We start from the raw sequence: 25,499 nt of genomic DNA, 5'->3' as shown, positions 1-25,499 counted from the left end.
GGGTGATTTACATCTATGGATTCCCACAATAAAAAAGATGACCGTAAGGGTCATCTTTTAATTAGAATCTGAATAATTAGCAAGGTCAAAAATAATCATATCTTGCCCCACTTTTTTAATTCTACTCCACTCCACACGCACTTCTTGTTGTCCTCGTTTAAACCCTCCCCATTTTCCAACTGGAATAATGAGTGCTTGAATCTTCCCATCTTTTTCATCAATCTCTAGGTCAGCATGCCCTAGTACTCCCATTCTTTCCGCACGCTGTAAATCAACAATTTCTTTCCCACTTAGCTCACTTAATCGCATTCCATCCTCTCCTTACATAACACTCTAATTAAAAGATTTCTTTATATTAAGTACCTATTCTAAACTTCAAAAAAAATACCCATATATAAGTAAAAAAATGATATAAGAACCTCTTTTCTTTTTAAGAGAGCATCTGGCCGTGCATAGAAACGGTCATCCTACCACATGCAAGGTTTACAACAAAAAGAGAAAGCGAGCGCAGATCATATTGTATTCTGCATAGCAGCAACTTTTATGCTGAAACAATTAAATGAATAGATATACAAATATAAAGTGAAACTTCCATCAGTGGGGGTTTTTCTTCATCCCCCACTGATGGAAATCCTGCCCAATCGGGCGCATACCAGCAGTTATCTCCCACCTATCTTCTTTAGAAAAGCGGAGGCGGCTTGCTCAGAATCTTGAGGTGGGAGTCTTACTACCCTAAAGTAGCGGGACAAATTAAAACACCGTTTCTCCTTAATAAGAAACGGTGTTTTTTACTTGTTTATTTTTGACTTATCCCTTTTGGAAGTTCTCCATTTGGACTAATCAGTGCTGCAGAAAACTCATCTGTGAACATGTCACGAATTAATGTATCTACATCTGTTTTTGTAACACTGTTTACACTTTCAATAATTTCATCTAAAGAACGGTGTTTTTTTAGAAGTAATTCATTTTTACCATTACGGCTCATCCGACTATTTGTACTTTCTAAACTTAACATCAGATTGCCTTTTAGTTGCTCTTTACTGTTAAGTAATTCTTTTTCTGTGATACCTGTATCTTTTAATGTATCAAGTGTTTGTTGAATTGTTTCGTACAACATATCGAGTTGCTGACTGCCCGTTCCCCCGTAAATTGTTAACATACCTGTATCTTCATAAGAAGAATGATAAGAAAATACAGAATACGCTAACCCGCGCTGCTCACGCACTTCTTGGAACAAACGACTACTCATACTACCGCCTAGAATATTATTCAATACAATTAGATTATAGATACTTTCATCGCCCATCTGTAATCCTTTAAATCCTAAACATAAATGGGCTTGCTCTGTTTCTTTTTTACGTGCTACTTTATTTGGATGAAAACTAGGGTTATGTACTTGTTCGCGATTTGTCGTTCCTTCATAATTTCCAAAATATTGTTCGACGATTTGAACAAAGGATTCATCAATGTTACCAGCAATAGAAACAACAACATTTTCTGGTGTATAATGATCTTTCATATACTCACGAAGCATATCGCCTGTAAACGTTTCAAGCGTTTGCTCTGTTCCTAAAATAGGATATGCCAGCGGGTGCGTCTCATACGTCGCTTTCGTTAACATATCATGGACAATATCATCTGGCGTATCTTCATACATTTTAATTTCTTCAAACACAACATTTTTTTCTTTTTTCAATTCTTCTTCAACAAACGTTGAATTAAAGAACATGTCCGTCAAAATATCAAGTGCGTATTTTGCATGTTCATCTAACACTTTTGCATAATAACATGTATATTCCTTTGATGTAAACGCATTAACTTGCCCGCCAATGCTATCGAAGGACTCTGCAATTTCTCTAGCACTACGTGTTTTCGTCCCCTTAAAAAACATGTGTTCTAAAAAATGAGAAACCCCATTATTCGTTTCATTTTCATTTCGTGATCCCGCATGAATCCATACTCCAATTGCAACAGAACGTACTGTTGGAATATGCTCCATTACGATTCTTACTCCATTTTTACATGTATATTTTTTGATCAAAAGCCTTCCTCCTATTGACAAATTCTCTGTAAAAAGATTCTATTATATAATCATAACAAGTTTAAGGGCGAATGTCATGCAAATGTGTTTAATCAATACGCTTTTCGTCTACTAAAGCAGATACGTTTCCTACGGTATACCCTTTCTCTTTTAACTTTGAAATCAATGTATCAAGCGATTCCGCTGAAGAAGAAGTTGGATGCATTAAAATAATGGCACCGGGATGTACTTTACTTAACACTCTCTGTAGCAATACGTGCGGTTCTGGATGCTTCCAATCAATTGTATCCACTGTCCACATAATTGTCCCCATGTGCATTTTTGCAGCAGTATGAACAACATCGTCACGAAAACTACCACTTGGAGGTGCAAACCAACGCACTTTTTGATTTGTAGCCGCTTCAATGACTTGATTCGTTTTTTGTAATTGTTCATGAATTGCATGAACTGACAAGGTTCTCATGTCAGGATGCGTATATGAATGATTTCCCACTTCCTGGTCAGCATCTGCAATCATTTTTGCAAAACGTAAATTCTCTTTTACCCATCTTCCCTCTAGAAAAAAAGTTGCTTTAACATTATGCTTTTGCAGTATTTCTAACATCCGCGAAAGATATTCATTCCCCCAAGCAACATTAATGGTAAGAGCAACCATTTTTTTACTTGGATTCCCTCTATAAATCGGTGTAGGTGGTAAGTCTGTTAAATGTACTTTTGGCGATACTTCTCGGTATACCAATTGCTTCTCATCAAAACTGCCATACCTCTTCATGTTACCATAGGAAGCCCTTACATCTACTTCCTTCCCATTGTATCCTGGCGTCGCTTTCCACACTCTATCAATACATGCATTTTGCGGCGGAATCGCATACACTTTTGCTCTTTCTTCAATCTCTTCATACAAACGGTCTTTTGCATATGATATATACGAAATATGCATAGGGGCGAACCATAATATAACTATAAATAAAATGATGCGAATTTTCATAAAGCACCCTCCAGTAAAGTGAAACTTCCATCAGTCAGGGGTCTTCCATCCACCGACTAATAGTTAGTCCGATTTCCCTTCTATTCTTTTGATGTACTCTTCGTTAAAACAAAGTAATCAAAAGTTTCTTTTCTTATCATTGTTAATTTAAACGTTCTCATTAAAACTATACTCTGTTATATACAAAAAACCTTGAGATATATCCCAAGGTTTTTTACATAATAAAAAAGCTAAGGGAATCCCTTAGCTTTTCTTTTGCTTATTCTTGTTCTTGCTTTGCAGCTTCTTTTTCTTGCTCTTGCTTTGCAGCTTCTTTTTCCTGCTCTTCTTTAAGCAATACTTTTCGAGATAAGTTTACACGACCTTGTTTATCGATTTCGATAACTTTTACTGAAATCTCATCACCGATTTTCACAACATCTTCTACTTTCCCTACACGTTCAAGTGCTAATTCAGAAATATGAACAAGACCGTCTTTACCACTGAATAATTCAACGAAAGCACCAAATTTTTCAATTCGTTTTACTTTCCCTAAATAAATTTCACCTACTTGCACTTCACGAACGATATCTTCGATAATTTTCTTCGCTTTTTCGTTCATCTCTTGATCAATAGATGAAATAAAGACTGTACCATCTTGTTCAATATCAATTTTCACGCCTGTTTCTTCAATAATCTTGTTAATTTGCTTTCCACTTGGCCCAATAACATCACGGATTTTGTCCGGATTAATTGTCATTGTCACAATCTTAGGAGCATATTGAGATAACTCCGTACGTGGCTCAGCAATAACAGATAACATATGATCTAAAATGTGCATACGTCCAACTTTTGCTTGTTGCAATGCTTCTTCTAAAATTTCACGTGATAACCCTTCAATTTTAATATCCATTTGAAGTGCCGTTACACCTTGAGCTGTACCAGCTACTTTAAAGTCCATATCACCTAAGTGATCTTCCATACCTTGGATATCCGTTAAAATTGTGTAGTGCTCACCAGACTTCACAAGTCCCATTGCAATACCAGCAACTGGAGCTTTAAGCGGAACACCTGCATCCATCATCGCTAAAGTGCTACCGCAAATACTTGCTTGAGAAGTAGAACCATTTGATTCTAATACTTCTGATACAAGACGAACTGTATATGGGAAATCTTTTTCAGATGGAATAACAGGTTCAAGAGCACGTTCACCTAACGCACCGTGCCCAATTTCACGACGACCTGGTCCACGCATTGGTCTTGTTTCACCAACACTAAAGGATGGGAAATTATAATGATGCATGAAGCGTTTAGACTCTTCTACACCAAGACCATCTAAAATTTGCACATCGCCTAATGCTCCTAATGTACAAATACTTAATGCCTGTGTTTGTCCACGTGTAAACAAACCAGAACCATGCGTACGAGATAAAATCCCTACTTCTGATGCTAGAGGACGAATTTCATCACCTTTACGACCATCTGGGCGGATTTTTTCAACTGTAATAAGACGACGTACTTCTTCTTTTACAATTTTATATAAAATCTCATTTACTTGTCCTAATGTTTCAGCATCAGCTTCTTGCGCCTCATAATGCTGGATAACACGCTTTTTCACTGCATTAATTGCATCTTCACGCGCATGTTTTTCGTGCACTTGAATTGCTGAATGCATATCTTGCTCTGCCATTTCACGTACAGCTTGATCAAGCTCAGCGTTCACTTCATATAACTGAACTTCCGTTTTTTCTTTTCCAACTGCTTGTACAATTTCTTCTTGGAATGCAATCAAACGTTTAATTTCTTCATGACCAAACATAATTGCTTCTAACATCGTTTCTTCAGGCACTTGATCTGCACCAGCTTCTACCATGTTAATCGCATCTTTTGTTCCAGCAACAACAAGGTGAATATCACTCTTCTCTTGTTGTTCAACTGTTGGATTCATAATAAATTCACCGTCAATACGACCAACTGTCGCACCAGCAATCGGGCCTTCAAATGGAATATCTGAAATCGATAATGCTAATGAAGAACCAAGCATAGCTGCCATTTCTGAAGAACAATCTTGATCTACACTCATTACAATGCTGACAACTTGTACTTCATTACGGAAACCATCAGCAAAAAGAGGACGAATTGGACGATCGATTAAACGGCTCGCTAAAATCGCTTTCTCACTTGGACGACCTTCACGTTTAATAAAGCCGCCTGGAATTTTCCCTACTGCATATAAACGTTCTTCATAGTTTACTGTTAGTGGGAAGAAATCTACATTTTTTGCCTCTTTTGATGCAGTTGCTGTAGATAGAACTGCTGTGTCGCCATACCTTACTAATACTGCTCCGTTTGCTTGTTTTGCAAGCTGACCTGTTTCAATCGTTAGCTGACGACCAGCCAAATCTATCGAGAAGACTTGCTTTTCCTGACTCATTTAAGTACCCCTCTCAATTTAAAATATTCAATTCTTCTATGTAAATGGATAATATATCACAATATTCTTCCTCTAGTATTACCGAAAATACAGTAAGCTATCAAGAGTAGAAGATATATTTTTACCTAACAAAAAAGCGGGAATATTCCCGCTTTTTTGACTATCGACGTAATCCAAGCTTTGTGATTAGTTCACGGTAGCGAGTGATGTCTGTGTTACGAAGGTAAGTAAGTAAGTTACGACGTTTACCAACCATCTTTAAAAGACCGCGACGTGAATGATGATCTTTCTTGTGAGTACGTAAGTGCTCATTTAGAGTGTTAATTTGCTCCGTTAGGACAGCAACTTGAACTTCTGGAGAACCAGTATCAGTCTCATGAGTTCTAAATTGTGCAATGATTTCATTTTTACGCTCTTGTGTTAAAGCCATCCTATTTCACCTCCTAAGTAATAAATCCCCAATTACCTAGCAAACGTCGGTGAGTCGTAATGCCAAGCAATGGTTATTGTAAAGTACATAAGATAGAATACTACTTTTCATTAGAAAAAGCAAGTATATTCTTTCCCGTACTAAAATATTCTTGTGCTGTTCTTTTATCTTTTGCAATTTGGGTAACTAACTCATCAATACCATTAAATTTTTTCTCTTCTCGAATACGCATATGCCATTCAATAGTAACAACCTGATTATATATATCCTCATTGAAATGGAATAGATGCACTTCAATAGACAATTTACGTTCATCTTCTTTAAATGTTGGTTTATAGCCAATGTTACATACGCCATCATGCCACTCATCATGAACTTTTAATCTTGCCGCATATACACCAACAGGTGGTAGAAGGTATTCATCGCTCAAAGCTACATTAGCTGTTGGAAAACCAATTTGGCGTCCACGTTTATCTCCGTGCACAACCGTTCCTTCTACTGTATAAGCTCTACCTAAAATAGATGGAATTTGTTCCATTTCCCCATTTCGAATCAGTTTTCGTAATGCCGTGGAACTTACTTTTTCTTCTTGAAATTCAACTTTTTCGATCACGGTCTGGGTAAACTCTCCTCTTGCATGAAATGGTAAAGTCTCCATCGTCCCTTTTCCTAAACGTCCATATGAATAGTCAAAACCTGCTACTACATGCTTTACATTTAGCCCAATAATATATTCATCTACAAACTGTTGTGGCAGTAATCCAGCAAATGATTCATCGAATTTCACCACATATAACATATCAATTCCTAAATCTGCAATTACTTTTTCTTTAATAGATAACGGTGTAATATACTCCACATGCGCTTCTTTTTTCCCTAACACAACAGATGGGTGTGGATGAAACGTTATGACAGCACTTTTATATCCTCTTTCATCTGCTACTTTTTTTGCTGTTCGAATCACACGTTGATGCCCTAAATGAATGCCATCAAAAAATCCTAATGCCATTACAGTAGGTGGTAATTCTATTTTATTTTGTTCGTGTGGATGAGTTAAATGAATGAGTTTCACGCTTGAATTCACCTTTTTCTGTAATAATCCTTCCAATTATTCATTATAGCTGTAATTCTTGATTATTCACAAGTACTTTCATCGGTTTCAACATACCTGGATGCTTTGGATGATGTTCATAAATCGCTAAGCAGCGTTCATTTTCATCAAAAATTGTAATGAATGGCGCTGTCACTTGTTCTTTATTCGGTAAAAACATACCATTCTTCACTTTCTCTGCTTGTTCCCTACTTACAACCATTTTTGGAAACTTATGTAACGATTCATCAATCGAAATAAAAATAGAATCTACCGTTCCATTGTGCACGTTTTGCTCAATTTCTTCAAATGATATGCAATCTTCTAATTTAAACTCTCCTGATGCTGTTCTCACAAGATCGGACATATGCGCTGGAAATCCCAGCTTTTCCCCAATCATAACAGCTAATGTTCTTACATATGTTCCTTTACTACAAGTCACACGAAAACGGAAGGAAATTGTCTCTCCTTCAAATAATTCACGGTTATCAAGTAAAGTGAACTCATGAATCGTAATTGTACGAACTGGACGCTCTACTTCTATTCCCGCCCTTGCATATTCATATAGTTTCTTTCCATTCACTTTTACAGCCGAGTACATTGGTGGTACTTGTTCGATTGTTCCTGTTAAGGCAGCTAATACTGATTCTACTTCTTGACGTGTAATAACACGATTGACATCTTGTTTTTCAACAACTTCACCTGAAGCATCTTCTGTAGTGGTTGAAAATCCTAGCGTAACTTCACCTTCGTACGTTTTTGTTTCACTCGTTAAAAATTGTGCAATTTTCGTAGCACGTCCTACACAAATTGGTAATACACCTGTCACATCTGGATCTAAAGTCCCGGTGTGCCCTATACGTTTCTCTCTTAATATTTTTCTTAATTTAAATACACAATCATGTGATGTCATCCCTTTTGGTTTATGTAATAGCACTACACCTTCCATATATTCACCTCATCGTTATACTTTTTGTATGTCAAACTTACTTCAGATTGAAAAAATGGATAGACAAATGTCTATCCATTATTCTTCACGTTTACCGTCTTTATTAATTTCATGTAAAAGTGTATCAATCCGATGACCGTATCCAATCGATTCATCAAATTCAAAGGAGATTTCAGGTGTTTTTCGAAGACGAATACGCTGTCCAATTTCGGAACGAATAAAGCCTTTTGCCTTCGCTAAACCTTTTAATGTATTTTCTTTCTGTTCTTCGTCTCCTAAAACAGAAATGTATACTTTAGCAATTTGTAAATCTCCACTCACTTGTACATCTGTTACTGTCACAAATCCAACACGCGGGTCTTTAATTTTACGACTAATAATGTCGCCTAATTCTTTTTTCATTTGTTCGCCCACACGGTTTGCACGTAATTTCATAACCATTTCACCTCATTCAATACCATTCCAATTGTGTTATTGTACGTTCAATTTCAGGAAATGAATCAATGTAGGCAAGTACACGATCCATTTCTTTTTCGCACACAACACGATTTGAGGATACGGAAACAATCGCAATTTCTGTACGTTGCCATACATCTTGATGCCCAACTTCTGAAACAGATACATTGTAACGCTGTTTTACACGAGTTAAAACACGCTGTAAAATTGCTCGTTTCTCTTTTAAGGAATGCACATCATAGATTATACATTCGAATGAGAGTGAAGCGATAATCATCGCTTCACTTCTTCCATAATGTACGCTTCAATAATGTCTCCTTCTTTAAGATCATTATACTTCTCAATTGTAATACCACACTCATAGTTTTGTGCAACTTCTTTTACATCGTCTTTGAAACGTTTTAACGTATCAAGTTGGCCTTCATAAATAACTACGCCGTCACGAATGATACGCACGCCGCTATCACGTGTAATTTTACCGTCTGTTACGTAACATCCTGCAATTGTTCCAACTTTCGTTACTTTGAACGTTTGACGAACTTCTGCTTGACCAATTACTTTTTCTACGAATTCAGGATCTAGCATACCTTGCATTGCTGCTTCGATCTCTTCGATTACTTTATAAATAATGCGGTGCAAACGAATATCAACGTTTTCTAATTCAGCTGTACGCTTCGCGTTGACATCAGGACGTACGTTAAATCCAATTACAATTGCATTAGATGCAGAAGCTAAAATAATATCAGATTCTGTAATTGCACCTACGCCAGTGTGGATAATTTTTACTTTTACGCCTTCAACATCAATTTTACGAAGTGATGCTGCCATTGCTTCCACAGAACCTTGTACGTCCGCTTTCACAATCAAGTTAATTTCTTTTACATCGCCTTCTTTAATTTGTTGGAATAAATCTTCAAGGCTTAATTTAGATTTTTCACCGCGCTGTGCAAGCAATGCTTGTTGTGCACGTGATTCACCGATTTGACGTGCTTTCTTCTCATCGGCAAATGCCATAAAGCGATCGCCTGCTTGTGGCACTTCGTTTAAGCCTGTAATTTCAACAGGAGTAGACGGACCAGCAACTTTTACACGACGCCCAATATCATTTACCATCGCACGAACACGGCCGAATGATGTACCAACAACGATTGGGTCTCCTACTCGAAGTGTACCGTTTTGAACAAGTAATGTCGCGATTGTTCCTTTACCTTTATCAAGCTGTGCTTCGATTACTGTACCAGTTGCATAGCGATTTGGATTTGCCTTATATTCTTCTACTTCACTTACAAGAAGAATCATTTCTAGCAAGTTGTCAATTCCTTCATCTTTAATGGCAGAGATTGGTACGAAGATTGTATCGCCGCCCCAGGCTTCTGGAACTAACTCATATTCAGTTAACTCTTGCATTACACGATCCGGATTTGCTGATGGTTTATCCATTTTATTCACAGCAACAATAATTGGTACTCCAGCTGCTTTCGCGTGGTTAATCGCTTCAACTGTTTGTGGCATAACACCGTCATCAGCTGCTACAACTAGAATTGTAATATCTGTAACTTGCGCACCGCGTGCACGCATTGTTGTAAATGCTGCGTGACCTGGTGTATCTAAGAACGTAATTTTTTTGTCATTTACTTCAACTTGGTATGCACCAATATGCTGCGTAATTCCGCCCGCTTCACCAGCAGTTACTTTTGAATTACGAATAGAGTCAAGTAATGTTGTTTTACCATGGTCAACGTGTCCCATAATTGTAACGACAGCCGGACGTTCTTTTAAATTCTCTTCATCGTCTTGCTCGTCCATAAACGTCTCGAATTCTGTTTCACTAACAATTACTTCTTCTTCTACTTCAATACCATAATCACTAGCAATTAGCTCAATTGTATCTTTATCTAAATCTTGGTTAATTGTTGCCATGATTCCAAGCATAAAGAGCTTTTTAATAATTTCAGATGGCTCTTTGCTTAATTTTTTCGCAAGTTCGCTTACTGAAAGCGTACCAGAGAAAGTGATTTTGTCTGGTGTTTCTACCACTTGCGTTTGTTGTCTTCCAGCAAAGTTTTCTTGACGTTTGTCTTGATTCCCTTTGCCTTTTTTCTTATTCTTATTGCTGTTCTTTTTGCTGCGAACAACTTTTTCCTCTACTTCAAACTCATCTGCAACAGAAGGTTTTTCTGCTCCATCATTATATTGATTATCTAACTTGTTTACTACTTCATCGTCTAACATCGTCATATGATTCGAAACCTCGATATTCATTTCTTTTAGTTTTTTAATAATATCCTTACTTGAGATATTGTGTTTTTTTGCATATTCGTGTACTCGAATTTTACTCATACCTTCACCCCCGGTAAGTTATATCGAGCATGCTAAGCAGCTTCTTAGCAAAGCCGTCATCTAACACCGCTACAACGACTCGTTCTTCTCTCCCAATCGCATGCCCTAATTCTTGTCGATTTTCGACCTTTCTCATTGGTACGTTGTAGAACGTTGTTTTGTCCGTAATACGCTTTGTTGTATTTGCTGACGCATCTTCAGAAAGCAATACGAGCTTTGCTTTACCACTTCGAACTTCTTTTAAAACAAGCTCTTCACCCGATATAATCTTTCGGGCCCGATTAGCCAGCCCTAAAAACGATTTCCAATTGGACACTTACTTCGACTCCTTCTCAACAAGCTCGATTAGCTCTTCATAAAGAGAGTCATCAATTTTCGCTTTTAGGTGATGTTCCAAAACATTTTTCTTTTTCGCCTGAGAAATGCATTCTTTATCTTTTGACAAGTATGCACCGCGTCCTGATTGTTTGCCTGTTAAATCAATCGACACGACTCCCTCTTTGGAACGAACAATGCGAATGAGCTCGCGTTTTGATTTCATCTCTTGTGTTACCACACATTTTCGTAACGGAACTTTTCGATTGCTCACGTTCATCACCTCTATTCGATTTCATCTTCAGCAGAATCGAATGCGATTATCATATCTTCTTCTGTTAAAAGTCCTAGTTGTTTCGCATCAGACTCGCTTTTAATATCAATTTTCCAATTCGTTAATTTTGCTGCAAGTCGCGCATTTTGTCCACGCTTACCAATTGCTAAGGAAAGTTGATGATCTGGAACAATTACAGTAGTTGCTTTTTCTTCTTCGTTTACAAGCACTTTTACAACTTGTGATGGACTTAGTGCATTTGCTACATATTCCACTGGATCATTTGACCAGCGAACAATATCAATTTTTTCACCTTTTAGCTCATCTACAATGCGTTGTACACGTTGTCCTTTCGGTCCTACACAAGAACCTACTGGATCTACATCTACATTTTCAGAGTACACAGAGATTTTTGAACGATCTCCTGCTTCACGTGCCACAGAACGAATTTCTACAGTTCCATCATAAATTTCTGGCACTTCAATTTCAAATAAACGCTTTAAAAGGCCTGGATGCGTACGTGATACATAAATTTGCGGTCCCTTTGTTGTTTTCTCTACTTTTGTAATGAAAACACGGATGCGATCATGCGGTTTGTACTGTTCGTTTGGCATTTGCTCGCTTACTGGTAAAAGTGCTTCTACTTTCCCTAAGCTTACATAAATAAAGCGAGCATCTTGACGTTGTACAATACCAACCATAATGTCTTCTTCACGGTCGCTAAACTCAGAATAAATCACGCCACGTTCTGCTTCACGTACACGCTGCGTCACAACTTGTTTTGCTGTTTGTGCTGCAATACGCCCGAAATCTTTTGGCGTTACTTCAATCTCTAATACGTCGCCCTCTTGATAGTTTGGGTTAACTTGTCTTGCTTTTTCAACAGAAATTTCAAGACGTGGGTCAAATACATTTCCCACTACATCTTTACGCGCTAATACTTGAATAGTTCCAACTTCAGGATTGAAGCTAACGCGAACATTTTGCGCTTGATTGAAATTTCGTTTATAAGCAGAAATTAAAGCTGCTTCAATAGCATCAATAATAATATCTTTGCTAATACCTTTTTCTTGTTCTAATACGAGCAAAGCATCTAACAACTCAGTGCTCATGAAGATCCCCCTTCTTACTAAAACGTAACTGCAAGTCGCGCATTGGCAACTTTATCCATCGGAATTTGGATTTCTTTTTTACGTGTTTTAATTGTTAATAGTAATGTAATCATTGTTCCATCATATGCAAGCAACTTTCCTTCAAACATTTTCTCACCATCGATTGGCTCGTATGTTTTAATTGCAACTTGTTTGTCTACTGCTTGCTGGAAATCTTTTTCTTTCTTTAATGGACGCTCCGCTCCTGGAGAGGATACATCTAAAAAGTAAAGATGAGGAATTGGATCCTCTTTATCTAAAGCTTCACTTAATCGCTCACTTACCGCACCACATTCCTCAATATCTACTCCTGTATCAGAGTCAATGGATACGCGTAAAAACCAATCTTTTCCTTCTTTCACATACTCTACATCTACAAGCTCAAGACCAAGCTCTTCGACAATTGGCTGCGCAAGTGCTTCAACAACTTCTGTAACTTTCTTATCCATAAACAGCCTCCTTTCTGCCGCCATGTAACAGTTGAAAGATTTCATCCTGCGTACTTTTAACCAATGCAGTTTGTATATTCTTTCTCGTTAGCTAACAAAAGCCCCTGCTAATAAGCAGGGAATATCTGTCTTAGTATTACCAAATTTAAGAAGTAAAACTTGTAACAAAATATGTATATACGACAGAAGCGTCTACGAAAATTTTAGACGCAGAAACGTAGATAGTAAAACGAAAGAGTGGGTTTCCCCACTCTTTTTTTCACAAAATATACATGACATGGTTATCTCGCTATCTAGTATAGCATAGTGACCATAGTTTTGCAAAGACTTTTCCTACCTATTAGAACAGTGATAACTGGTTTTGATCTGGAAGTTCTCCTAAACAACCTTGACTATCTAAATACTCAATAATTGTTTTGGAAATCTTACTGCGCTGTTGTAAATCCTCTTTCGATAAAAACTCGCCATTTTCACGTGCTGCTATAATGTTTAATGCAGCATTTGTACCAAGACCAGGTATTGCATTAAACGGCGGAATTAATGTATTCCCATCAATAATAAAGTCTGTTGCACTAGAGCGATATAAATCAACTTTTTGGAATGAATAACCACGTTCACACATTTCAAGTGTCATCTCTAATACTGTTAGTAAGCTTTTCTCTTTTGGAGATGCATCTAATCCTTTTTGCGTAATTTCATCAATTTTAGCACGGATAGATGCTGAACCTTTTACCATTGCATCTAGATCAAAATCATCGGCACGAACAGTAAAGTATGCTGCGTAGAATAAGAGTGCAAAATGCACTTTAAAATACGCAATGCGCACAGCCATGAGTACATATGCTGCCGCATGGGCCTTAGGGAACATGTACTTAATCTTTTTACATGAATCAATATACCATCCCGGCACATTATTATTGCGCATTTCTTCTTCCCACTCTGGAGGTACACCTTTCCCTTTACGCACAGATTCCATAATTTTAAACGCTAAAGATGGTTCTAAACCTTGGTAAATTAAATACACCATAATGTCATCACGACAACCGATTACTTCACTCAATGTACATGTACCATCATAAATGAGTTCATTTGCGTTTCCAAGCCATACATCTGTACCGTGAGATAGTCCAGAAATTTGGACAAGCTCTGAGAATGTCGTCGGCTTCGTTTCTTCTAACATTTGGCGAACGAATTTCGTACCAAATTCCGGGATACCAAGTGTACCAGTTTTACAATTAATTTGTTCCTCCGTTACACCAAGTGATTCTGTACCCGAGAAAATTTTCATTACTTCTGGGTCATCAGTTGGAATCGTCTTTGGGTCCACTCCACTTAAATCTTGAAGCATACGAATCACTGTCGGATCATCGTGTCCGAGTATATCAAGTTTTAATAAGTTATCATGAATAGAATGGAAATCAAAATGTGTCGTTCTCCATTCCGCCTCTAAAGAATCTGCTGGAAATTGAATCGGTGTAAAATCAAAGACATCCATGTAATCCGGCACTACGATAATACCACCTGGATGTTGCCCTGTTGTTCTCTTAACACCCGTACATCCTGCTACAAGGCGATCTACTTCTGCCCCTCGTATCGTTAAATTATGGTCTGAAGCATAGCCTTTCACATAACCATACGCGGTCTTTTCGGCAACGGTCCCTATTGTTCCAGCACGATATACATTATCTTCACCGAACAGTACTTTCGTATAGTTATGAGCACGAGGTTGGTATTCTCCTGAGAAGTATAGTGATAGGTAAGCATTTGATATTATCTCCAGCTTTTCCCCCACTCCACACCGTGCGTGAGGCTTTCACACTCACACGGCGTTCCATCGTTAACTCTGTCGAAGTTTGTTTCGACGTTAACGACTTGTGCCCTTCCCTCTGAAATGTTTTTATCCTCCGACTTATTGGTTATTCAGTCATCTTCAGCATTTCATTAAGCGGTACTACGGCACTACTGCCACTTTCGTAAAATGTGTTATAGCATTTGCCTTTCCACATACCATCATCATCGAAGTGCAACCTTCTCTTATGTCGAAAGCTTCACACGTTCCACTATTCCTATCTGTACATAATTCCCTTAGGTTCCCCCTAAATTCCGCCAAGCTTGACTGTGCCTGTAACACAGTATGGATTTTCATAACCAAACGTTTACTCATCCACACTTGGAAGTCCTCTTTGGACCCCGTTACATTTCTGTAACGTGATATTCTCGAAAAGTCAGTCGAGGGTTCGTCCCAGTGATTCTACTGATTCTAACCATAGGAATTTTATAGACACCAGACCTATCATTCACAGAAGGTTTCTACCTCCCTTTCCTCGTCTTTACGTTAGGGTTAACTTCAGCCTACTTTAACGGGCTTCAAACGATGTTGATGTTTGCAATATCGCTATCGCTTGCCGTAGCTTCAGTGAGTGTGTTTCAGGACGTTACCCCATCATTCCACACTTTGGAATAGCAGTTCTACTAGCAGATGCTAGTGCTTAACCTTTTCAGTTAAGAACGTGTCGCACTCAAATCGATATCCGGAACCTTATCTCCTTTAAAGCCAAGGAACGTTTCGAACGGAATATCATGACCGTCTTTTTTATATGCAGTTCCGCAGTTTGGACAATCTTTATCAGGTAAGTCAAATCCAGAACCGACTGAACCATCATTAAAGAACTGCGATTGCTTACAATTTGGACAAACATAATGCGGCGGCAAAGGGTTTACTTCTGTAATTTCCATCATTGTCGCAACAAATGAGGAACCAACCGAACCACGTGAACCAACAAGATAACCATCAATAAGTGATTTCTTTACAAGTTTATGCGAAATCAAATAAATAACAGCAAACCCATGTCCAATAATACTTTTCAATTCTTTTTCCAAGCGGGCCTCTACAATTTCTGGAAGTTCATCACCGTAAATACTTCGAGCCATTTCGTAACTCATATCCCGCGTTTCATCATCTGCACCTTCGATTTTTGGCGTGTAAAGGTCATCTTTTACAGGCTTTACTTCCCCAATCATCGATGCAACTTTTTGTGTATTTGTTACAACAATTTCTTTTGCTTTCTCTTCGCCTAAGAAGGAGAAGCATTCTAACATTTCATCTGTTGTTCGGAAATACACAGGCGGCAATGAATGACGATTTAATGGATTCGCTCCGCCTTGCGAACTGACTAAAATTTTCCGATACATTGCATCTTCTGGATTTATATAATGAACATTTCCTGTTGCAACAACAGGCTTATCTAACGTTTCGCCTAACTTTACTAAGTTAGAAATAATTGTTTTTAATTGACCTTCATCACGAACGAGCTCAAGCTCTACCAAATGTCGTAACACTACCGGAGGCATAACCTCAATGTAATCATAAAACTGGGCAATTTCTTCTACTTCTTCCGGTGCCTTTTGCATCATCGCTTCAAATACTTCACCTTTATCGCAAGCTGTACCGACTAATATACCTTCGCGATATTTCTTTAATAAAGAACGCGGAATACGGGGTACACGATAGAAGTATTGAAGATGAGCGTAAGAAACAAGTTTATATAAATTTTTCAGCCCTTCATCCGACGTTGCAAGAAGCGTCACATGACTTGGACGTCCACGTTTATACGCATCTCCTTGTCCCATACTGTCATTTAACTGATCGTGATATTCATAGCCTTTTTCAATTACATTTTTCAGCATTTTCACAAGCAAATAGCCTGTTGCTTCTGTATCATAAATCGCACGGTGATGTTGTGTTAATTCGATATCAAGCTTTTTACATAACGTATTTAAACGATGGTTTTTCATCTCTGGAAATAAGAAACGAGCCAATTCTAACGTATCAATAACTGGATTTTTCGGTTTTTCTAGCCCGCTTTTCTTAAATCCAACATTTAAAAATCCCATATCAAAGCTTGCATTATGAGCGACAAGTGTATGATTCCCCATCCACTGTTCAAACTTTTTAAATACTTCTTCTACTTCTGGTGCATCTGTTAGCATATCATCTGTAATACCAGTTAATTCAATGATTGTTGCTGATAACGGTTGATGTGGATTTGCAAAGGATTCAAAACGATCAATAATCTCTCCGCCCTTTACTTTCACAGCAGCAAGCTCAATAACTGTATCATATACAGCTGATAATCCTGTTGTCTCAACGTCAAATACAACATATGTTTCGTCTGCCAGTAATCGATGTTCCTCATTATAAGCAATTGGCACACCGTCATTCACAAGGTTCGCTTCTACACCAAAAATCACTTTAATCCCCGCTTTTTTTCCAGCAGAATACGCTTCAGGAAAAGCTTGTGCAACAGCATGATCTGTCACAGCTACCGCTTCATGTCCCCATTTTGCTGCTTGACTCACAAGTGTAGATACAGAAGTTACAGCGTCCATTTGGCTCATCGGTGTATGCATATGAAGTTCTACCCTTTTTTCTCCTTCATTTGCTTTATCTTTCCGAGACGGGCCTGTTATTTCATTAATGTCGTTTGCAATCATGACCAAGTCTCGAACGAACGTATCATTTTGAATCGATCCACGCGCTTTTACCCACATTCCTTTTTTCAAGGATTGTAAGAGTGGAATATCTTCTTTATCGCGTGAAAACATTTTAATCATAATAGAATCGGTGTAATCTGTTATTTTTAATGTCAATAATGTACGTCCACTACGAAGTTCTTTTGTTTCCACATGGAAGACATAACCTTGAACAGTTTTTCTTCTTTCTTCATCTTGAATTTCACGAAGTGGTGTAATCTCCTCATCAGGCTTAATGAGATAACCGAGTACAATCGGCCCTTCATGTACAACATCACTTTCTTCCGCTTGTTTCTTGGCCATTTCTTCCATGGCTTGTATAACACGCTGACGATCCTCTTGCTGTGTTTGTTCACGAAACTTTTGAACTTCCTCTTCATTTTGTTTTATATTTGTTTCTAGCTGAAAACGAGGAAATCCAAAAACTTCATATTGGTCTCCGACTGGCTTCGCAAGATTTTTCTTTAGTGCAGTAGATTCTAAATCATTATTCACATCAAGTAACAACTTCACTCCGTTTACATGCGGAAGTTGCTTTTTTAAATATGCAAACATAGGCGAGAAAGTAATTCGATCTGTACAGAGCGGCCAATACGCCTTGACCTCTTCTTCCGTAAATTGCTTATTCTCTGTTTCTAATGAAAATGATGTTTTTGCAATATGAGAAAATGACTGCTTAAGCTGTGTTTCAAGCAATTCATATAATTCTGTTGGTAAAATACGTGGTACTTGTAAATCAAAATGCCAACTCTTATTTGCTTTATCAACAACTAACCTTTGAATGCCACCACCTTGTAAATATTGATTGATAAGGTCTTCAGGCATTTGTAACTGTTGGAGCAAAATTTGAAATCGCTCTTGTTGTTCGTTTGTTAATGACATAAGCAACCTCCTTCCATCTGCTATTATAAATTGAAACGTTCCACAAAGAAAGAGAAGGTACCTCATCACGAGGTACCTCTTCTTATTTTAAAATATTTGCAATGTATGTGTGAAGTTCTTCGACTTTCACTTCTGCAGATTCATTTGTTGCACGTACTTTTACTTCAACAATACCTTCATCAGCTTTTTTACCAACTGTTACTCGGACTGGAAGACCAAATAAATCTGCATCAGCAAATTTTACACCGGCACGCTCTGCACGGTCATCTAATAACACTTCATATCCTTGCTCTTGTAATGAACTGTAGATATTTTCGCCTACTTCACGCTGTGCATCAGATTTCATATTTACTGGAATCACGTGTACATGGAATGGTGCAACTGCTTTTGGCCAAACCAAACCATTCTCATCATTAAATTGCTCAGCAATAGCCGCAACTGTACGAGATACACCAATTCCGTAGCAGCCCATAATAATCGGCTGCGTTTTACCATTTTCATCTAAGAACGTTGCATTCATTGATTCACTATAGCGAGTACCAAGTTTAAATACATGTCCCACCTCAATACCACGAGCAAAACGAATTGTTCCCTCGCCGTCTGGGGAAAGGTCTCCTTCTTGGATAAAACGTAAATCTGTATATTGGCTTACTTTAAAGTCACGTTCTGGATTTACATTCACATAATGGAAACCTTCTTCATTTGCTCCGCAACATCCATTTACGATAGCCTCCACCGCATGGTCAGCAATGATTTCTACTTCTGTTACACCAATTGGACCTAAAGAACCTACTTCACAGTTTAACAACTCTTTTACTTCTTCATGCGATGCAAGTTCGACAACAGAAGCACCATATAAGTTTTTCAACTTAACATCGTTTACTTCATGATCTCCGCGAACAAGCACAACGATAAACTTCTCGTCTACTTTAAAGACCATAGACTTAATACAATTTGTTGCTTCAATATTTAAGAACGCACATACTTCTTCAATTGCTTTTTGATCTGGCGTCGCTACTTTTTCAAGCACTTTTTCTACTTCATCACTCTTTTCATAAGAAGCAATAACAGGTGCCATCTCAATATTTGCAGCATAATCAGATGTATCAGAGTATGCAATTGTATCTTCTCCTACATCTGATAATACCATAAATTCATGTGTATCTTTTCCGCCCATCGCTCCAGAGTCAGCAATAACAGCACGGAAATTTAAACCGCAACGTGTGAAAATATTAGAGTACGCCTGGAACAGACGATTATATACTTCATCTAAACTCTCTTGCGTTGCATGGAAAGAATATGCATCCTTCATTAAAAATTCTCTTCCACGTAACAAACCAAAACGAGGTCTTTGCTCATCACGGAATTTTGTTTGAATTTGATAAAGTGTCAAAGGTAATTTCTTATATGACTTAATTTCGTCACGTACAAGATCAGTAATCACCTCTTCATGTGTTGCACCTAAAGCAAACTCACGGTTATTACGATCATTCATACGCATTAATTCTGAACCATATGAATACCAGCGGCCAGATTCTTGCCATAATTCAGCTGCTTGAAGAGCTGGCATTAACAATTCTACAGCACCAGCTTTCTCCATTTCTTCACGAACAATACGTTCCACTTTATGCAACACTTTCAGACCAAGCGGTAAAAAACTATATATGCCTGAAGCATTTTGACGCATAAATCCTGCGCGCAATAGAAGCTGATGACTTTTAATTTCTGCATCAGCTGGCACTTCACGCAGTGTAGGACTAAATACCATACTTTGTTTCATTCTATAGCACCTCTTTTATAAGAAAAACTTCCGTATATCATTCCATGTTACAACTAACATAAGTAACATTAGTAAAGCAAAACCAATAAAGTGAACCATTCCTTCTTTTTGACGGTCAATCGGCTTCCCGCGGAGCGCTTCAATTAAGAAAAAGAAAAGTCGCCCTCCGTCAAGTGCAGGAACAGGTAATAAGTTAAATAAACCAAGATTTATACTTAAAACAGCTGCTAAGCTAAGAACACGAATCGGACCATATTCTACAACTTGGTCTGTTAAATTATAAATCCCTACTGGACCAGATAAATCGTTAATAGAAAAATGTCCTGTAACTAGCTGAATAAGCGAGACAAATATGAGCTTTGTCCATCTGCACGTTTCATCAAACCCTAATTTGATAGAACCTAAAACTGATTTCTCAACAGGCTCTTGTACACCGAGTTTACCAACTGTAACGTCGCCCTCTTTTTCAGCAGCAGGAGTAACTTGAATTGCCATTTTTTTGCTATCACGCGTTATATCTATCGTAATTTCTTTTCCAGGATTTTCACGGACAATATTTGTGATATCTTTCCAACTGTTTGTTGGTTGCTGATTAATAGATGTAATCTTATCACCTTCATGTAATCCTGCTTTCTCGGCAACGCTATTTGGCATTACTTTTCCAATCATTGACTTATCGACAGGAATACCTTGAATAAGCCCGATCACAATGAAAATTACAAAAGCAAGAACAAAGTTCATTGCAGGGCCAGCAAAAATGGCAAGCGCTCGTTGCCCCAATGTCTTTGAACCAAATTGTCGGTTAAACGGAGCAATTTGTGTCTCCTCTCCTGCTGAAACGCAATGAGCTTTCTCATGTACTCGAAATGTTTGTAATTCTTCTTCATATTCTTCATATCCAGATATAATCAGCTTATGTTCCAAGTCAGCTTGGTCTACTTCAATGACACGAACATTTGGATATTTTTCACGATTATCCAAAACAATTTTCGTAACCTCTTCTTTTTCATTTAAAACAAGACCCACTTTTGTACCAGGTTTTAGTTCAACTGTTTCTGGGTCCTCGCCAGCCATTCGTACATACCCGCCAAGCGGAAGCAAACGAATTGTATACACTGTTTCATTTTTTTCAAACGAGTACAATTTCGGACCAAAACCAATGGCAAATTCACGACACAGAATGCCAGCACGTTTGGCAAAGTACAAATGTCCAAGTTCATGAAAAAATACAAGTGCACCGAAAATTAAAATAAAGGCAATCGCTGTATTCAATTCCCATTACCACCTTTGCTAAATTTGTTCCATCACAAACCGTCTTGTGGCAGCATCAATTTCCTGAATTTCTTCTAAGCTTGGACGCGCAATGACATTGTGATGGTGCATTGCTTTTTCAATGAGTTCTTCTACTGTTAAGAAACTGATTTTCTTTTGTAGAAAAGCTTCTACAGCTGCTTCATTAGCTGCATTCATCACAGTTGGCATACTTCCTCCCATTTTCCCAGCTTCATATGCAAACTGAAGACAGCGGAAACGTTCCATATCCATTGTTTGAAAATGTAATGTTCCAATTTCCCATAAATTCAACTGTTTAGCATTTGGAAGCGAAAAACGATCAGGGTAAGTAAGTGCATATTGAATTGGAACACGCATATCTGGTGTACCAAGCTGTGCCATTACACTACGATCTTCAAACTCAACCATAGAATGAATGATACTTTCTTTATGTAATACAACATCGATTTGCTCATAAGGGATATTAAAAAGCCAATGCGCTTCAATAACCTCTAATCCCTTATTCATCATTGTAGCAGAATCAATAGTAATTTTCGAACCCATAGACCAGTTTGGATGACGAAGTGCATCTTCCACTGTTACATGTTTAAGCTCATTCCTTGTTTTATCTCGGAAACTTCCACCTGATGCCGTTAAAATTAATCTAGAAATTCGTTTCTCATTTTCCCCATTCAAACATTGAAAAATAGCAGAGTGTTCACTATCTACAGGAAGCAAAGGTACGTTATGTTTCTTTGCAGCTTCCATAACTAAATGTCCTGCTGTTACTAATGTTTCTTTATTTGCAATTGCAATCGTTTTTTTTGCCTCAATTGCACGCAATGTCGGTAATAATCCAACACTCCCAACAACAGCGTTTACAACTATTTCTGCATCTGGATGAAGTGCAACTGCAAGCAGTCCTTCCTCTCCATATACAATTTTCGTATTTCCACAAACCGTCTGTAATTTCCAAGCATCTTCTTTTTGCCTTACAGAAACAATCTCAGGAGAAAATTCTTGAATCATCTGCTGAGCAAACTCAATATTTCTCCCGACAGAAAAAGCAGCGAGACGGAATTGGTCTTGGTGCGCGCGCAATACATCTAATGTTTGCGTTCCAATTGATCCGCTTGCACCTAATAAACTAATGGTTTTCATTGCTTCTACTCCTCGTTCATTCATTAAATGAAATGTAAGAAATGTAATAGCGGCAATACAAATAGCCAGCTATCAGTGCGATCAAGAATACCACCATGTCCTGGCAAAATTGTACCCGAATCTTTCACACCATAATGACGTTTAAATGCTGACTCTACTAAGTCTCCAATTTGGCCAAATACCGATATTGCAACTGTAACTGCAATAAGGACACCTATATTGGAATGAACCGGTAAAAATACATTATACACAAGAGCAACAACAATTCCACATAAAATACCGCCGATAGAACCTTCTATCGTTTTATTTGGACTAATTTCCGGCCAAAGTTTTCGTTTTCCGATAGCTTTTCCGATAAAATAAGCGCCGGAATCCGTTGCCCAAATTACAAACAACGCATAAAATACGTACTGAATCCCTGCAATACGTGTTTCATTTAAATAAAAGAAACCCATCGCAACATACGTTGTTGCCATTAATAAAAATGCAGCATTGTCAAAAGTAAATGTATTCTTAGAAAGGACAGTATATGATAAAAGTAATAAGACAATTACAAATGTAATTTCTACTTTTGATAAACCAATTGTTTCAAATACGCCCATTACATCACTCGGAACTAAAATAGTCCATAACAATAATGCTGATAAAATTGTCGGTACAGAAATAATCGTTAGTTTATTCATTCGAATTAATTCATATAATCCAACAGAAGCTAATGCATACACTAAAATTGTAAAAGGCACGCCACCGTAAAATACGATGGGGATGAATAGCGCGGCAGCAATCACTCCAGTAATTATTCTCTGTTTCACTACCAAACCCTCTCTTTCTACACGCCTCCAAATCTGCGACCTCTATTTTGGAAGTCAGTAATAGACTGTAATAAGTGTTCCTCTGTAAAATCTGGCCAATATACATCGGTAAAACAAAATTCTGTATAAGCAATTTGCCATAACATAAAATTACTTATACGAAGTTCACCGCTTGTTCGGATTAGCAAATCAGGATCAGGCAATGTTCTTGTCATTAAGTACGAAGAAATCATTTCTTCTGTTATTTCTTCAGAACGAAGTTTTCCTCCCTCACTATCCTTAACTATATTTTGCACAGCAGACACAATTTCATCACGACTTCCATAGTTTAACGCAAAATTTAAAATTAACCCCGTGTTATCTTTCGTATCTTCACTTGCTTTTTCCATCGCTCTTCGCGTATGATCTGGAAGGCGATCCTTTTGTCCCATCACACGTACTTGTACATTTTCTTCAACAAGCTCCGGTAAAAATGTACCTAGAAACTCTTCAGGAAGTTTCATTAAATAATCCACTTCCACTTTAGGTCTTTTCCAGTTCTCTGTAGAAAAGGCGTAAAGGGTCAATACTTTAACACCGAGCTTGCTGGCAAACTTCGTAATTTTCTTTACGACTTGCATCCCTTCATGATGACCTGCAATACGAGGCATCGCTCTTCTTTTCGCCCATCTTCCATTACCATCCATAATGATTGCAATATGTGCTGGAATTTCTCCTTTTTTTGCTTCTTCTACGAGATGATCAAACGACGCAATCTTATTGCCTTTAAAAAAAGGAAGTTTTCTAAACATCATTCAAACCCTCCAACGAGCAGACATATGCCTAAAAGTGTAAAAAGACCCCCTTAAGAAGAGGGTCATATTTGCGAAAATTTCGCGATTACACTTCCATAATTTCTTTTTCTTTGTTTTTTGTAATATCGTCAACTTTTACGATATACTTATCTGTTTCTTTTTGGATATCTTCTGTATATCCTCTTAAGTCATCTTCTGTAATATCGCCATTTTTCTCAAGTTTCTTTAAATCATCATTTGCATCGCGACGAACGTTACGAACAGCTACTTTTGCATCTTCAGAATATTTCTTCACAACTTTCACAAGTTCACGACGACGTTCCTCTGTTAATGCAGGGAATGCAATACGAATAACAGATCCATCATTAGAAGGATTTAATCCTAAATCAGCTTTTAAAATTGCCTTCTCAATATCACCGATAGATGTTTTATCATATGGTTGAATAACTAGTAAACGTGCTTCAGGCACTGTGATATTTGCTAATTGTACAACTGGCGTTGGTGCACCGTAATAATCTACTTGTACTTTATCTAATACAGACGCACTCGCACGACCTGCACGAACTGTTGAAAGTTCACGAGAATATGCTGCAACTGCTTTTTCCATTTTTTCTTTTGCATTATTCATTACTTGTTGTGCCATCTTATTTCCCCCTTACAATTGTTCCAATATTTTCGCCGATAACGGCGCGCTTAATATTTCCTTCTTCCATAATTGAGAATACAATTAGTGGAATATCATTGTCCATACATAAAGAAGAAGCTGTAGAATCCATTACACCTAAACCTTCTTTTAAGACATCTAAATATGTAAGTGACTCATATTTTGTCGCTGTTTCATCAACAGTTGGATCTGCACTATATACGCCATCTACATTATTTTTCGCCATTAAAATAACATCTGCCTCAATCTCAGCTGCACGTAATGCCGCTGTTGTATCAGTAGAGAAGTAAGGGTTACCTGTACCTGCCGCAAAAATTACAACACGTTTCTTCTCTAAGTGACGATTTGCCTTACGACGAATGTAAGGTTCTGCTACTTGGCGCATTTCAATAGAAGTTTGCACACGTGTTTGAACTCCTAAATTTTCCAAGCTATCTTGAAGAGCTAAGGAATTCATTACTGTTGCTAACATGCCCATGTAGTCGGCTGTTGCACGGTCCATTCCCATCTCGCTCCCGATTTTTCCACGCCAAATGTTACCGCCACCAACAACGACTGCAACTTCTACATCAAGCTCAGCAATTTCTTTTACTTGCTGTGCAACAGATTTAATAACAGATGGGTTTATTCCAAACCCTTTATCTCCAGCTAAAGCTTCACCGCTTAGCTTTAATACTACACGATTATATTTTGGCTTACTCATAA

Annotated in this window: 21 protein-coding genes and 2 pseudogenes; all 23 read right to left on the bottom strand. The window is 37.8% G+C overall.

Features of this window, described 5'->3' with window-relative positions; translation table 11 throughout:
• Positions 1-57 precede the first annotated feature (57 nt).
• The 23 genes and pseudogenes from WAZ07_RS15705 to pyrH all read right to left on the bottom strand — a co-directional run bounded on the left by WAZ07_RS15705 (position 58) and on the right by pyrH (position 25,497).
• Complete coding sequence (locus WAZ07_RS15705; RefSeq protein WP_090912798.1) at positions 58-309, bottom strand: YlmC/YmxH family sporulation protein; 252 nt, start codon at positions 307-309, stop codon at positions 58-60.
• 487 nt (positions 310-796) lie between these two features.
• Positions 797-2,041, bottom strand: a complete 1,245-nt coding sequence (locus tag WAZ07_RS15700; RefSeq protein WP_336473215.1) for a M16 family metallopeptidase — start codon at positions 2,039-2,041, stop codon at positions 797-799.
• Positions 2,042-2,129: 88 nt separating this feature from the next.
• The gene (locus WAZ07_RS15695; RefSeq protein ID WP_336473214.1) at positions 2,130-3,029 is read right to left on the bottom strand and encodes a polysaccharide deacetylase family protein; all 900 of its coding nucleotides are present in this window, start codon (positions 3,027-3,029) and stop codon (positions 2,130-2,132) included.
• 259 nt (positions 3,030-3,288) lie between these two features.
• Positions 3,289-5,442: a polyribonucleotide nucleotidyltransferase gene (gene pnp, locus WAZ07_RS15690; protein ID WP_336473213.1), complete on the bottom strand. Its 2,154-nt coding sequence runs from the start codon at positions 5,440-5,442 to the stop codon at positions 3,289-3,291.
• Positions 5,443-5,602: 160 nt separating this feature from the next.
• Positions 5,603-5,872, bottom strand: a complete 270-nt coding sequence (gene rpsO / locus WAZ07_RS15685; protein WP_090912790.1) for a 30S ribosomal protein S15 — start codon at positions 5,870-5,872, stop codon at positions 5,603-5,605.
• 100 nt (positions 5,873-5,972) lie between these two features.
• Positions 5,973-6,944: a bifunctional riboflavin kinase/FAD synthetase gene (gene ribF, locus WAZ07_RS15680; RefSeq protein ID WP_336473212.1), complete on the bottom strand. Its 972-nt coding sequence runs from the start codon at positions 6,942-6,944 to the stop codon at positions 5,973-5,975.
• A 43-nt stretch (positions 6,945-6,987) separates the two neighbouring features.
• Positions 6,988-7,911, bottom strand: a complete 924-nt coding sequence (truB, locus tag WAZ07_RS15675) for a tRNA pseudouridine(55) synthase TruB (RefSeq protein WP_336473211.1) — start codon at positions 7,909-7,911, stop codon at positions 6,988-6,990.
• Between the two features lie 78 nt (positions 7,912-7,989).
• Entirely contained in the window at positions 7,990-8,346 is a 357-nt protein-coding gene (rbfA, locus tag WAZ07_RS15670) for a 30S ribosome-binding factor RbfA (RefSeq protein ID WP_017151269.1), read from the bottom strand.
• A gap of 16 nt (positions 8,347-8,362) precedes the next feature.
• Positions 8,363-8,644 carry a DUF503 domain-containing protein gene (locus WAZ07_RS15665; protein WP_035428961.1) on the bottom strand — a complete coding sequence of 94 codons (282 nt, stop codon included), beginning with the start codon at positions 8,642-8,644 and terminating at the stop codon, positions 8,363-8,365.
• A complete protein-coding gene (infB, locus tag WAZ07_RS15660) occupies positions 8,641-10,707 on the bottom strand; it encodes a translation initiation factor IF-2 (RefSeq protein WP_090912785.1) in 2,067 nt (688 codons plus the stop codon). The genes WAZ07_RS15665 and infB overlap by 4 nt, the downstream gene beginning before the upstream one ends.
• A 4-nt stretch (positions 10,708-10,711) precedes the next feature.
• A complete protein-coding gene (locus WAZ07_RS15655) occupies positions 10,712-11,023 on the bottom strand; it encodes a YlxQ family RNA-binding protein (protein ID WP_090912784.1) in 312 nt (103 codons plus the stop codon).
• Positions 11,024-11,296, bottom strand: a complete 273-nt coding sequence (gene rnpM / locus WAZ07_RS15650; protein WP_020059150.1) for an RNase P modulator RnpM — start codon at positions 11,294-11,296, stop codon at positions 11,024-11,026. It lies immediately after the preceding gene.
• A gap of 11 nt (positions 11,297-11,307) precedes the next feature.
• The gene (gene nusA, locus WAZ07_RS15645) at positions 11,308-12,408 is read right to left on the bottom strand and encodes a transcription termination factor NusA (RefSeq protein ID WP_336473210.1); all 1,101 of its coding nucleotides are present in this window, start codon (positions 12,406-12,408) and stop codon (positions 11,308-11,310) included.
• A 17-nt stretch (positions 12,409-12,425) separates the two neighbouring features.
• Positions 12,426-12,896 (bottom strand): ribosome maturation factor RimP, encoded by a 471-nt coding sequence (gene rimP / locus WAZ07_RS15640; RefSeq protein WP_090912778.1) that lies wholly within the window; start codon positions 12,894-12,896, stop codon positions 12,426-12,428.
• Positions 12,897-13,236: 340 nt separating this feature from the next.
• A pseudogene (locus tag WAZ07_RS15635) lies at positions 13,237-14,652 on the bottom strand (PolC-type DNA polymerase III); the annotation flags it as partial.
• A 761-nt stretch (positions 14,653-15,413) separates the two neighbouring features.
• Positions 15,414-18,311 (bottom strand): annotated as a pseudogene (locus tag WAZ07_RS15630) (PolC-type DNA polymerase III); the annotation flags it as partial.
• A gap of 82 nt (positions 18,312-18,393) precedes the next feature.
• Entirely contained in the window at positions 18,394-20,091 is a 1,698-nt protein-coding gene (locus WAZ07_RS15625) for a proline--tRNA ligase (protein WP_336473209.1), read from the bottom strand.
• 15 nt (positions 20,092-20,106) lie between these two features.
• Complete coding sequence (rseP, locus tag WAZ07_RS15620) at positions 20,107-21,363, bottom strand: RIP metalloprotease RseP (protein ID WP_336473208.1); 1,257 nt, start codon at positions 21,361-21,363, stop codon at positions 20,107-20,109.
• 18 nt (positions 21,364-21,381) lie between these two features.
• Positions 21,382-22,524, bottom strand: a complete 1,143-nt coding sequence (gene dxr / locus WAZ07_RS15615) for a 1-deoxy-D-xylulose-5-phosphate reductoisomerase (RefSeq protein WP_090912770.1) — start codon at positions 22,522-22,524, stop codon at positions 21,382-21,384.
• 23 nt (positions 22,525-22,547) lie between these two features.
• On the bottom strand, positions 22,548-23,336 hold the full coding sequence (locus WAZ07_RS15610; RefSeq protein ID WP_090912768.1) for a phosphatidate cytidylyltransferase: 789 nt from the start codon (positions 23,334-23,336) through the stop codon (positions 22,548-22,550).
• Between the two features lie 17 nt (positions 23,337-23,353).
• The gene (locus tag WAZ07_RS15605; RefSeq protein WP_090912766.1) at positions 23,354-24,130 is read right to left on the bottom strand and encodes an isoprenyl transferase; all 777 of its coding nucleotides are present in this window, start codon (positions 24,128-24,130) and stop codon (positions 23,354-23,356) included.
• Positions 24,131-24,215: 85 nt separating this feature from the next.
• A complete protein-coding gene (gene frr / locus WAZ07_RS15600) occupies positions 24,216-24,773 on the bottom strand; it encodes a ribosome recycling factor (protein WP_090912765.1) in 558 nt (185 codons plus the stop codon).
• 1 nt (position 24,774) lies between these two features.
• Positions 24,775-25,497 (bottom strand): UMP kinase, encoded by a 723-nt coding sequence (pyrH, locus tag WAZ07_RS15595; protein ID WP_090912762.1) that lies wholly within the window; start codon positions 25,495-25,497, stop codon positions 24,775-24,777.
• Positions 25,498-25,499 lie beyond the last annotated feature (2 nt).

The sequence above is a fragment of the Bacillus bruguierae genome (assembly GCF_037104725.1).
GTDB lineage: Bacteria > Bacillota > Bacilli > Bacillales > Bacillaceae_G > Bacillus_A > Bacillus_A bruguierae.
Note: the sequence above shows the minus strand (reverse complement) of the source record. Positions and strands in the feature narration are given on the sequence as shown.

What these genes read in the sequence shown, in the direction of transcription:
- WAZ07_RS15705 (WP_090912798.1), bottom strand. Translation starts at nt 309, where the DNA reads ATGCGATTAAGTGAGCTAAGTGGGAAAGAAATTGTTGATTTACAGCGT.
- WAZ07_RS15695 (WP_336473214.1), bottom strand. Translation starts at nt 3,029, where the DNA reads ATGAAAATTCGCATCATTTTATTTATAGTTATATTATGGTTCGCCCCT.
- pnp (WP_336473213.1), bottom strand. Translation starts at nt 5,442, where the DNA reads ATGAGTCAGGAAAAGCAAGTCTTCTCGATAGATTTGGCTGGTCGTCAG.
- rpsO (WP_090912790.1), bottom strand. Translation starts at nt 5,872, where the DNA reads ATGGCTTTAACACAAGAGCGTAAAAATGAAATCATTGCACAATTTAGA.
- truB (WP_336473211.1), bottom strand. Translation starts at nt 7,911, where the DNA reads ATGGAAGGTGTAGTGCTATTACATAAACCAAAAGGGATGACATCACAT.
- rbfA (WP_017151269.1), bottom strand. Translation starts at nt 8,346, where the DNA reads ATGAAATTACGTGCAAACCGTGTGGGCGAACAAATGAAAAAAGAATTA.
- WAZ07_RS15665 (WP_035428961.1), bottom strand. Translation starts at nt 8,644, where the DNA reads ATGATTATCGCTTCACTCTCATTCGAATGTATAATCTATGATGTGCAT.
- infB (WP_090912785.1), bottom strand. Translation starts at nt 10,707, where the DNA reads ATGAGTAAAATTCGAGTACACGAATATGCAAAAAAACACAATATCTCA.
- nusA (WP_336473210.1), bottom strand. Translation starts at nt 12,408, where the DNA reads ATGAGCACTGAGTTGTTAGATGCTTTGCTCGTATTAGAACAAGAAAAA.
- rimP (WP_090912778.1), bottom strand. Translation starts at nt 12,896, where the DNA reads ATGGATAAGAAAGTTACAGAAGTTGTTGAAGCACTTGCGCAGCCAATT.
- WAZ07_RS15625 (WP_336473209.1), bottom strand. Translation starts at nt 20,091, where the DNA reads ATGAAACAAAGTATGGTATTTAGTCCTACACTGCGTGAAGTGCCAGCT.
- dxr (WP_090912770.1), bottom strand. Translation starts at nt 22,524, where the DNA reads ATGAAAACCATTAGTTTATTAGGTGCAAGCGGATCAATTGGAACGCAA.
- WAZ07_RS15605 (WP_090912766.1), bottom strand. Translation starts at nt 24,130, where the DNA reads ATGATGTTTAGAAAACTTCCTTTTTTTAAAGGCAATAAGATTGCGTCG.
- frr (WP_090912765.1), bottom strand. Translation starts at nt 24,773, where the DNA reads ATGGCACAACAAGTAATGAATAATGCAAAAGAAAAAATGGAAAAAGCA.
- pyrH (WP_090912762.1), bottom strand. Translation starts at nt 25,497, where the DNA reads ATGAGTAAGCCAAAATATAATCGTGTAGTATTAAAGCTAAGCGGTGAA.